Source organism: Embleya sp. NPDC020886, from assembly GCF_044333915.1.
Taxonomy (GTDB): Bacteria; Actinomycetota; Actinomycetes; order Streptomycetales; family Streptomycetaceae; genus Embleya.
In genome coordinates, this window is the sequence record NZ_JBIRRX010000024.1 from 79,586 (window position 1) to 89,620 (window position 10,035).

The following is a 10,035-nucleotide window of genomic DNA, read 5'->3' on the forward strand; positions in this document are numbered from 1 at the left end:
GGATAACGGATACCAACCCGCTCCGGGCCTCGTGCCCATATCCCTCGCGGCCTGCCGTCAGGCAGGCCGCCTTGCGTGTCGGAACCCGGTCGGTCGTCGGGACATCACTGGCGCCGTCGCCGACAAAGAGTTCGTCAATCCGAAAGTCGACCGGTGGCACAGAGGAACGCTCCCCACGATCGGTCCCCGAAGGCGAGTCGCAACACGGGTGCCTTCGAGTCCCTGACCTGGACTTCGTCACCCAGCCTGGCCTCGACACAGTTGGTCGCCGCGCTCGCACTGCTCTTGCGCCACGAACGTCCCAGCGGCTCGAACTCCGCCATGGCTTGCCTCCGGAAAAGGGCTGATGAGAATAGGGAAGCCGACAGCCGGATGATTCCGTGCAGGGTCGTCACCTCTGCGGGTTGACCGGCTTCGAGGGCGCGCGCACAGCTTAGCGCCACAGCTCCGTCGCAAGCGAAATCCGGTCACGTCCATCCGTATGAAACCCGTGGATGTCGGCTGGCGAATTGCCAGGTGGCGAATTGCCCGGTCGCTCACCCGTTTGCAGCACTCCCGACCCGCCCGGATATGCCCGGTGAACGGGAGAAGGCGAAAGCCTTGAATTCGGAACATCAGGGCCCTGATCCGTTCTTTCCCAGGCGATCCCGGAGGCCGGCGACCAATCGGAGGAACCCATCCGTGGGGGGCACCCCGCGCGGGTCGATGACGGTCTCCTGGACCACCGCCACCACCGGGCCGCTGCGCACGATGCCGTAGTCCACGTACTGGTCCAGGTTGCCGTTGATCACGCCCTGGGTGCGCCACACGTCGCCCTCTTTGTCCAACGCCTTGATCAGGGGCAGGCCGTCCGCGGCCGGATTGGGCTGATTGTCCGGACAGGATCCCGCCAGGCCGCCGGTGACGTCGGTGGCCGCCACCGCGGCGGTGCGCTCGTCCGGGTAGCGGACCAGGCGGACCAGGCCGCCGCCCTGTCCGTCGTGGTTGAACACCCGCTCCTGTGCTTCCACCGCGCCGAGCCCGGCGAGGGTCTGCGTCGCACACGGGCCCAGGTTCTCGGTCAGCGCGGTCCGGGTCTCGGTGGCATGCCAGTTCTCGTACACCCCGGCCACCACCGGAAACTCCTGCGCACTCGGGAAGAGCGCGTCGCTCAGCGCCGCCGGGGTGGTACTGGTCACCGGGCTCGCCGCCGGCGGCGGCGCGGCGGCCGCCCGGTGCGGCGGCCCGTCGTCGGTGGATACGAGTCCCACCACGGTCGCCCCGCCGGCGAGCAGCACGAGCGAGGCGGCGCCGACCAGGACCCGGTTGCGCAGGCGTCGGCGGCGGACCACCTTGTGGATGCCCGCGACGGGCGGCGGCGGGACCTGTGGGGCGAGCTGCACCACGAGTTCCCGAAAACGCTCGTCGAGTCGCTCCACGTCGTCGTGGTCGTCGTCCGCGTGCTCAGGGCTGTGCCGCATGTCCGAACTCGCCATTCCCCACTCGACCGGGCATTCGTGGCCCGACAGGCCGTTCCGCATTCGACAGGTGTTCAGTTTGACGTACGGGCCGCGCGCCATGGTTCCCGGCCGGTGCGGGGCTCATCCGGACTTGCGGGTGAGGGTGCCCCGCGATGTCGAGGTCAGCAGGCCGTTGCCCGGCGAGACGTAGGACATGGTGGGCGGCGTCAACTTGAGTTCGACGTCGCCGTCCACGCAGCCCGAGTTGCGGGTCAGGTGGCTGGTCAACCGGAGGCCGGTGTCCGCCGAGACCGAGAGCAGTTCCAGATCGGCCTCGCAGTCGGCCTTCTCGCCGAGCTGCCCGGTGGCGGTGAGCCGGCTGGTACCGACCTTCTTGTCGCCCACCTTTCCGCCGGTCAGCGTGATGGTGATCTCGGAGGCGCTGTTGTAGTCGGAGCGTGCGGACCCGGACCAGGTGCCCACGTATGTCTGTGGCAGTGCGGTCGAGCCGGTCGGGGGCGAGGTGGTGTTCGAACTGCTGCTGCTCGGTCCGCCGGATGCCTTCGGGTCCGTGCCGGTCACCGGCGACCGGCGCCCCTCGTCGGAGCTGCGCCCGGCGGCGCCCGAGCCGCCGTCGTCGCCTTCCCACGGCCGCAGCACCGCCAACGTGACGCCGCCCGCGACCAACACGGCGACGAGCGGGTACACCCAGCGGCGGCGCCACCACGGGCGCTGCGCCGGGGTCGGCGGCGGTACGTACGTCTCGGCCGCCACGCCCGCGAAGGGTGCGGCGGCGGGCGCGGGGACCCAGGGCGGCGGGGTCGCGGGGCCCGGCGGCACGTCCTCCGGCCGGGGCGGCGCCGTCGCCGCGCGCGAGCGGTCGTCCCACGTGGGCGCGCCGGTGCCCGCGGACACGAACGAGCCCGCGTCCGGCGCGCCGTCGTCGTCGAGTTCGAGCAATTCGATCGCGCGTCGCGACAGCGCGGTGGTCAGGTCCGCGGGCAGCCAGTTGCCCGCCACCAGGTCGGTCGTACCCTCCGGCGCCAGTGCGGCGAGCAACTCGGCGGGAGTGGGGCGCGAGGCCGCGTGCTTGGCCATGCACGCGCCGACGATCTCGCGCAGCGCGACCGGCACATCGTCCAGGCGCGGCTCCTGCGCGACGATCCGGTACATCAGTGCCTGTCCGCTGCCCTCGCCGAACGGTCCCGTACCGGTCGCGGCGAACACCAGCACCGAGCCGAGCGAGAACACGTCGCTGGGCGGCCCGATGTCGCGCCCGTCGACCTGCTCGGGCGACATGAAGCCGGGCGATCCGACGGTGTGCCCGGTCCGGGTGAGCACCGACGCGTCCATCGCGCGCGAGATGCCGAAGTCGATCACCCGCGGCCCGTCCAGGGACAGCAGCACGTTGGAGGGTTTGATGTCCCGGTGCACCAGACCGGCGTCGTGCACCGCCACCAGCGCCTCGGCCAGGCCCGCGCCGAGCGTGCGCACGGTCTCCGCGGGCAGCGCCCCGCGCCCGGACACCGCCTCGTAGACGCTGGGGCCGGCGACGTACCCGGTGACCACCCACGGCGTGCGGGCCTCGGTGTCGGCGTCCAGCACCGGCGCGGTCCAGGCACCGCCGACCCGCCGCGCGGCGTCCACCTCGCGGCGGAAACGTTCGCGGAAGCCGGGATCGTCCGCCCACTCGGCCCGGACCACCTTGATCGCGACGACCCGACCGCCCCGGTTGCGCCCGAGGTAGACCCGACCCATGCCGCCCGCCCCCAGCACGCGGAGCACCCGGTAGCCGCCGATCTGCCGCGGATCCTCGGGCTCCAGCGGTTTCACAGGACATCCCCCTCGTCGTCCGGCAGTTGGCCAGAGAATACGCGGGTGTCCGCATTTGGGGGGTCCCGGGCGGCCGGACCGGACCGGATCCGAGGCGCTTCCCTCGGGTGGGGTCCGGGCCGGCGCACCGACGGCCGACGGGCGGCTCAGAACTCGACGGGCAGCGCGATCAGGCCGCGGATGAAGGACGACGGGCCGTGCGCGAGGGTGGCGTCCGGAGCCAACCGCAGGTCGGGCAGCCGGCGCAGGAGTTCCTCGAAGGCGACCCGGATCTCCAGCCGGGCCAGCGAGGAGCCGAGGCAGAAGTGCGGCCCGGTGCCGAACGCGATGTGCTGGTTGGGCGTGCGGAAGGCGTCGAAGCGCTCCGGCTCGGTGAACACCTCGGCGTCGCGGTTGGCGGCTCCGTACAACATCATCACGATCGAGTCGGCCGGGATCACCATGCCGTGCAGCTCCACGTCACGTGTCGTATGCCGGGCCATGTTGACCACCGGCGACACCCAGCGCAGCGATTCCTCGACGGCCGAGGGGATCAGCGTCGGGTCCGCGCGCAGCCTGGCGAGTTGTTCGGGGTTGCGCAGGAGCGCGGCGATGCCGCCGGAGATCACGTTGCGTGTGGTCTCGTTGCCGCCCACGAGCAACAGCAGGGATTCGCCTATGAGTTCGTCGAAGCTCAACTTCTCGCCGTCGATCTCCGCACCGACCAGGATGCCGATCAGGTCGTCCGAGGGGGTCTTGCGGCGGTCCTCGATCACCTGCGTGGTGTAGGCGACGTACTCGGTGAACGCCTCGCCCGCCTTGTGGCTGAGTTCGCCGCCGTCGGAGAGCATCACCATCACGTCGGCCCAGTGCTGGAGCTGGTCGCGGTGCTCGGCGCCGACCCCGAGCAGTTCGCCGATCAGCGTCATCGGCAGCGGCGCGGAGAACTGCCGGACCAGGTCGGCGCTGCGACCGCCCGCGATCATCGCGTCGATCAGCGAGGTCACGATGTCCCGGACGTGATCCTCCATCGCGGCGATCTGCCGGGGGGTGAAGCCCTTGGAGACCAGCTTGCGACGGCGGTAGTGGGTCGGGTCGTCGGAGTCGATCATCGAGGGCTGCGGGTAGCCGAGCGGGCGCGAGCCCTTGGCCGAGGAGAACAGTTCGGGGTTGCGCTCGGCCCAGGCCAGGTCGGCGTGCCGGCTCAGGCCCCAGACGCCGGCGCGCTCGCTGTAGTAGACGGGTGCGTGCTCGCGCAGCCAGGCGTAGTCGGCGAAGGGGTCACCGGCGTACCAGTCCCGGTCGAGCAGGTGGATGTCGCGGGTCGTGGGAGCCGTCATGGCAAGCCTCCGAAATGGTCATGTGGGGAGCGGAACGAAGAGTCGGACGGCGGTACGCATCAGGTCCTGCACCTCGTCGAGCGCGCGGCCCCGCGCGGTGAGGCTCACCAGGCCCGAGAGCAGGACGTGGCCCAGCACCGTCTCGATGTCGCGCCGCCGGGCCGGGTCGGCGCCGTCCTCGCCGTCGGCGGTGTCGCCGAAGGCCAGGCCGGTGATCCGGTGGATGCTCTGGTGGAAGGTCTCCTGCGACTGGCCGGCGGACGCGTCCGGTGCGGTCGCGGCCTGCACCACGGCCTCGGTCAGCAGCCGGTTCTCCGCGCTGACCTCGACGATGCGGCACAACAGGGCGGCCAGTCGGCCGGCCGGGTCCGCGGGCAGCGGGCGAGCCGCGAGTTCGTCGGCGAGCTCGCCGATCCACAGCGCGGACACCTCGCTCAGCAGGTGGTTCTTCGACGTGAAGTAGCGATACACGGTGGCCCGGGCCACCCCCGCGCGGTCCGCGACGTCGTGCATCGTCACGGCCGCGTAGCCACCCTCCAGGGCGAGGTCGCACGCGGCACGCACCAGCCGCTCGCGCCGGGCCTGTTGGTCCCGGGTGAGCGATCTGGTGAGGGTGATCGTCGAGCTGATGCGGGGTTCGGCCACGAGAGAGCCTGTCCTGTCGGGTCGCGCTTCGGGATGGGTGCGGCGGGCCGGGTGCGGGTCCGGCGCGGGGTCCGGCGCGGGGAGCGCCGGGTCCGAGGTGGTGCGCCGACTCGTTCCGCGGTGATCTTGCCTACCGATGAGACGGAAGTCTAGTCTGACGTCTCGTCAGATTAAGTGAGAACGTGTTTCAGTAATTTCGGGGCCCGATCGATCGCCGGAGACGCCGTGACCGCCAGAAAAGGACCCCTCGCAGGCATTCGCGTGGTGGAGTTCGTCGGCCTCGGGCCGGGCCCGTTCTGCGGGATGTTGCTCGCCGACCTGGGCGCCGAGGTGCTGCGCGTGGATCGCGCGGACGAGGCCCGCAAAGGCTTCACCAAGCCGCCGCGCAATCCGATGAACCGGGGCAAACACTCGATCGCGGTCGACCTCAAGCACCCGGACGGGGTCGAGTTGGCGCTGCGCCTGCTCGCCGACGCCGACGCGCTGATCGAGCCGTTCCGGCCCGGCGTGATGGAACGCCTGGGTCTGGGTCCCGACGTGGTCGCCGAGCGCAACCCGCGGCTGGTCTACGGCCGGCTGACCGGCTGGGGCCAGAGCGGGCCGCTCGCGTCGGCGGCCGGGCACGACATCGACTACATCGCGTTGGCCGGGATGCTGGAGCCGATCGGCCGGGCCGGCCAACCGCCGAGCATTCCGCTCAACCTGATCGGCGACTTCGGCGGCGGCGGCCTGCTGCTCGCCTTCGGCCTGGTCGCGGCGCTGCTGGAGGCGGGCCGCTCGGGCCGGGGCCAGGTGGTGGACGCGGCGATGATCGACGGGGCGGCGACGCTGGGCGCGACCTGGTTCACCATGGGCGCCGCCGGGATGCTCGGCCCGCGCGGGACCAACATGCTCGACGGCGGCGCGCCGTTCTACGACGTGTACGAGACCGAGGACGCCCGGTACGTCGCGGTCGGCGCGATCGAGCCGAGGTTCTGGGCCGAGCTGATCCACCGGCTCGGGCTGGCCGAGGACCCGGTGTTCGCCGACTTCGCCAAGCAGCACGACCGGGCGCACTGGCCCGCGATGAAGGCCCGGCTCGCCGAGGTGTTCGCGGGCCGCACCCGGGACGCGTGGTGTGCGCTCCTGGAGGGCACCGAGACCTGCTTCGCGCCGGTGCTCTCCCCCGGCGAGGCCCCGGCGCACCCGCACCACGTCGAGCGCGGCACCTTCCTGCACGCCGACGGGCTGCCCGAACCGGCCCCGGCACCGCGCTTCTCCCGTACGCCCGCCGCCGAGCCGGCCCGGCCGGTGCACCCGGGGCCCACCGCGCAGGGCGGCGACACCGACACCGCGCTGGCCGGGTGGGGACTGGGCACGACCGAGATCGAGCGTCTGCGGGACGCGGGCGCGATCGTCTGACTTCGCGTCACCGCCCTTGCGGGCTACGGGTACCAGGGATCACGGATCAGGGATCAGGCACAGGGATCAGGGACGAGACAGGGGAGCAGATGGAACTTCATGAAGCGCTGTACACCACACGCGCGATGCGCCGGGTCGCGCCGGATCCGATCCAGTACGACGTGCAGGCCCGCATCCTGGACGCGGCGGTACGCGCGCCCAGCGGCGGCAACACCCAGGGCTGGCGCTTCCTGCTCGTGGACGACCCGGGCGTCAAGGGTCGACTGGGTCCGCTGTACCGGGACGCGATGGACAGCCTGTGGAAGACCCTGTACGCACCGCGCGTGGCCGCCGCCGAGGCGGACCCGGACAGCGCGGAGAGCCGGTCCTTCGTCCGGGTGCGGCGCTCGTCGCAGTGGCTCGCGGACAACTTCGAGCAGGTCCCGCTGTTCATGTTCGGCTTCGCCCGGCACGATCCCACCGGCGGCTCGATCTTCCCGGCGGTCTGGAGCGCGATGCTGGCCGCGCGCGCCGAGGGGGTCGGCAGCGCGCTGACCGCGGTACTCGGCATCTCGCATCGGGACGCGGTCCTGGAGGTGCTCGGGGTGCCGCCCGGCAAGGGCTGGCACATGGCGTGTTGCGTGTCGTTCGGCTACCCGACCGGCACGTGGGGCGTGGCGCCCCGGACGTCGGCGCACGAGGTGGCGTATCGCAACACCTGGGGCGCGTCGATCGGGTTCGAGGTACCGGCACCGATGTGGCCGACCGACGGTGCGGCGTACGTGCCCACCACGTTCGAAGGAGATGCCCGGTGACACGTGCCGACCTGCCGCTGCGGGACACGGTGGCCCTGGTGACCGGAGGGGGCAGCGGGATCGGATTGGGCTGCGCGCGACGGTTCGCCGCCGACGGCGCGCATGTGCTGATCGCCGGCCGCAGTGCGGACCGACTGCGCGGCGCGGTGGCCGAGTTGGAGAAGATCGCGCCGACCGGGGTACGGATCGCGGCCGCGGTGACCGACGTGACCGACGAGGATCAGGTCCGCGCGACGGTCGCGAGTGCGGCCGAACTCGGTTCGCTGCGCGCGGTGGTCGCCTCGGCGGGTGGCAACACCACGATGGGGCCCCTGACTTCGCTCGACACGGACAAGTGGCGCGAGACGGTCGAGCTGAACCTGACCGGCACCATGCTGGTGCTCAAGCACACGGCTCGGCTGATGGCGGCGGGCGGCGGCGGCTCGTTCGTGGCGATCTCCTCGATCGCCTCGACCCTGACCCATCGCTGGTTCGGCGCGTACGGCGTGAGCAAGGCCGGCATCGACCACCTGGTCCGGCTCGCCGCCGACGAACTCGGCGCGAGCGGTGTCCGGGTGAACAGCATCCTGCCCGGCCTGGTCGCCACCGAGATGGTCGACGCGGTCACCCAGGGCGGCCCGGTGCTGGACGACTACCTGGCCTGCACGCCGCTCGGCCGGGTCGGGCAGGCCGACGACATCGCCTCGCTCGCCGCCTTCCTGGTCGGCCCCGAGTCGACCTGGATCACCGGCCAGAACATCAACGTGGACGGCGGCCACCACCTGCGCCGGGGTCCGGACTTCCGGGCCTTCCTGGAGCCGGTCTTCGGCGCCGACGGCCTGCGCGGCATCGTCGCGGAAGGGAACTGACAATGACCCAGCGGGTATTCAACCTGGCGGACCTGTTCGAGGTCGTGGTGGACGCCTGTCCGGATCGGCTCGCGCTGGTCGCGGGCGAGGTCCGACTGACCTACCGCGAGTTGGACGAGCGGTCCAACCGGGTCGCCCACGCGTTCGTCTCGGCGGGGCTGGCCACCGGCGCGCACATCGGCATCTACTCGCGCAACCGGGCCGAGTGGCTGGAGGCGATGATCGGCGCGTTCAAGGCGCGCATGGTGCCGATCAACATCAACTACCGCTACGTCGAGGACGAACTGCGCTACATCGTCGACAACGCGGACCTGACCGGGCTGGTCGTCGAGCGTGGGTACCTGCCCAAGGTCGCCGCGGTGCGGGGCGGGGCGCCCGGGCTCGCGCACGTGTTCGTGCTCTCGGACGAGTTCGATGGGCAGGTCGACGAGCAGCTCGACGGGAGCGTCGACTACGAGAAGGCGCTTGCCGCGGAGAGCGGTGCCCGGGACTTCGGGCAGCGCTCCCCCGAGGACCGGTACATGGTCTACACCGGGGGGACCACCGGCTTTCCCAAGGGTGTCGAGTGGCGCTCGCACGACATCTTCTGCTCGGCGATGGGCGGCGGGAACTTCGGTGGCGAGCCGATCGCCGATCCCGAACTGCTCGCCGCCAAGGCCGAGGGCGCCCCACTGGTCCAGATGTTGACCACTCCGCTGATGCACGGCAACGGCCAGTGGGTCACCTGGATCACCCTGTTCAGCGCGGGCACCGCGGTGCTGTGGACCGGGCTGCGCTACGACCCGGCCGAGATCCTGCGCATCGTCGAACGTGAGGGCTGCGTGACGATGATGCTGGTCGGCGACGCAATGGCGCGCCCGATCGCGGACGAGTTGGAGGGTGGCGGTCACCGGGTGCAGACGCTCAAGGTGATCGGCTCCGGCGGCGCGCTGCTCTCCCCGTCGGTCAAGGCCCAGCTCACCCGGCTGGTCCCCGGCCTGTACATCGCCGACAGCTTCGGCGCCTCGGAGTTCGGTGCGGGCAGCTCGCAGACCCCCGGCGGACGTTTCCCGCTCAAGCCCAGGACCGCGGTGCTCGGCGAGGACCTGCGCCCGGTGGGCGTGGGCGAGAGCGGCCGGATCGCCCGGACCGGATACATCCCGATCGGCTACTACAAGGACCCGGTCAAGACCGCGGACACCTTCCACGTCGACCCGGACGGCGTGCGCTGGGTCATCCCCGGCGACTTCGCCCGGGTCGAGGACGACGGCGACGTGACGCTGCTCGGCCGCGGCTCGGTGTGCATCAACACCGGCGGCGAGAAGGTCTTCCCGGAAGAGGTCGAGGGCGTGCTCAAGGCACACCCGGCGGTGTACGACGCGGTCGTGGTGGGCGTCCCGGACCCCCGCTTCGGCGAACGGGTGGCGGCGGTCGTCTCGCTGCGACCGGGGCACACGCTGACGGCGGAGGACGTGGCCGAGCACGCGCGGGAGCAGTTGGCGGGGTACAAGATCCCGAGGGAGTTGGTCACGGTCGCGGAGGTGCCGCGGACGCCGGCGGGGAAGCCGGACTACCGGTGGGCCCGGGAGACGGCGGTGGGGGTGGTGGGGGGGTAGAGGTGGGGGGTAGGGGTGGCGGAGCGGGCGGGTGGGCGGCTTTCGGCGGTGCGGCGTTGCTTCTATTTGGGCGCCTTTGGCGCCGGCTCGCGAGGCACCACTTTTTTGTTCCGTCGCGGGCTCCTCCACAAAAAAGTGGCCCCTCGCTCGTGACTTCGTGT

At 71.6% G+C, this 10,035-nt stretch carries 9 protein-coding genes; 4 read left to right on the forward strand and 5 right to left on the reverse strand.

The annotated features are described in order from the left end of the window. Positions 1-134: 134 nt before the first annotated feature. From ACH4U8_RS43440 to ACH4U8_RS43460, 5 genes are all read right to left on the reverse strand, one after another. Entirely contained in the window at positions 135-323 is a 189-nt protein-coding gene (locus tag ACH4U8_RS43440) for a DUF397 domain-containing protein (protein WP_360311787.1), read from the reverse strand. 291 nt (positions 324-614) lie between these two features. Further along, a complete protein-coding gene (locus tag ACH4U8_RS43445; protein ID WP_395783981.1) occupies positions 615-1,460 on the reverse strand; it encodes a hypothetical protein in 846 nt (281 codons plus the stop codon). Between the two features lie 120 nt (positions 1,461-1,580). Further along, a complete protein-coding gene (locus ACH4U8_RS43450; protein WP_395783983.1) occupies positions 1,581-3,272 on the reverse strand; it encodes a serine/threonine-protein kinase in 1,692 nt (563 codons plus the stop codon). A 146-nt stretch (positions 3,273-3,418) separates the two neighbouring features. Continuing rightward, positions 3,419-4,591: a cytochrome P450 gene (locus tag ACH4U8_RS43455; RefSeq protein ID WP_395783985.1), complete on the reverse strand. Its 1,173-nt coding sequence runs from the start codon at positions 4,589-4,591 to the stop codon at positions 3,419-3,421. A gap of 18 nt (positions 4,592-4,609) precedes the next feature. Beyond that, positions 4,610-5,236 carry a TetR/AcrR family transcriptional regulator gene (locus ACH4U8_RS43460; RefSeq protein ID WP_360311779.1) on the reverse strand — a complete coding sequence of 209 codons (627 nt, stop codon included), beginning with the start codon at positions 5,234-5,236 and terminating at the stop codon, positions 4,610-4,612. A gap of 225 nt (positions 5,237-5,461) precedes the next feature. Here ACH4U8_RS43460 and ACH4U8_RS43465 point away from each other — a divergent pair, with 225 nt between their 5' ends. The 4 genes from ACH4U8_RS43465 to ACH4U8_RS43480 all read left to right on the forward strand — a co-directional run bounded on the left by ACH4U8_RS43465 (position 5,462) and on the right by ACH4U8_RS43480 (position 9,874). Continuing rightward, entirely contained in the window at positions 5,462-6,637 is a 1,176-nt protein-coding gene (locus ACH4U8_RS43465; protein ID WP_360311777.1) for a CaiB/BaiF CoA-transferase family protein, read from the forward strand. A gap of 89 nt (positions 6,638-6,726) precedes the next feature. Then, positions 6,727-7,431 carry a nitroreductase family protein gene (locus ACH4U8_RS43470; protein WP_395783987.1) on the forward strand — a complete coding sequence of 235 codons (705 nt, stop codon included), beginning with the start codon at positions 6,727-6,729 and terminating at the stop codon, positions 7,429-7,431. Beyond that, positions 7,428-8,279 carry an SDR family oxidoreductase gene (locus ACH4U8_RS43475; protein ID WP_360311773.1) on the forward strand — a complete coding sequence of 284 codons (852 nt, stop codon included), beginning with the start codon at positions 7,428-7,430 and terminating at the stop codon, positions 8,277-8,279. The genes ACH4U8_RS43470 and ACH4U8_RS43475 overlap by 4 nt, the downstream gene beginning before the upstream one ends. Positions 8,280-8,281: 2 nt before the next feature. Beyond that, complete coding sequence (locus tag ACH4U8_RS43480; RefSeq protein ID WP_360311771.1) at positions 8,282-9,874, forward strand: acyl-CoA synthetase; 1,593 nt, start codon at positions 8,282-8,284, stop codon at positions 9,872-9,874. The last annotated feature ends 161 nt before the right edge of the window (positions 9,875-10,035 follow it).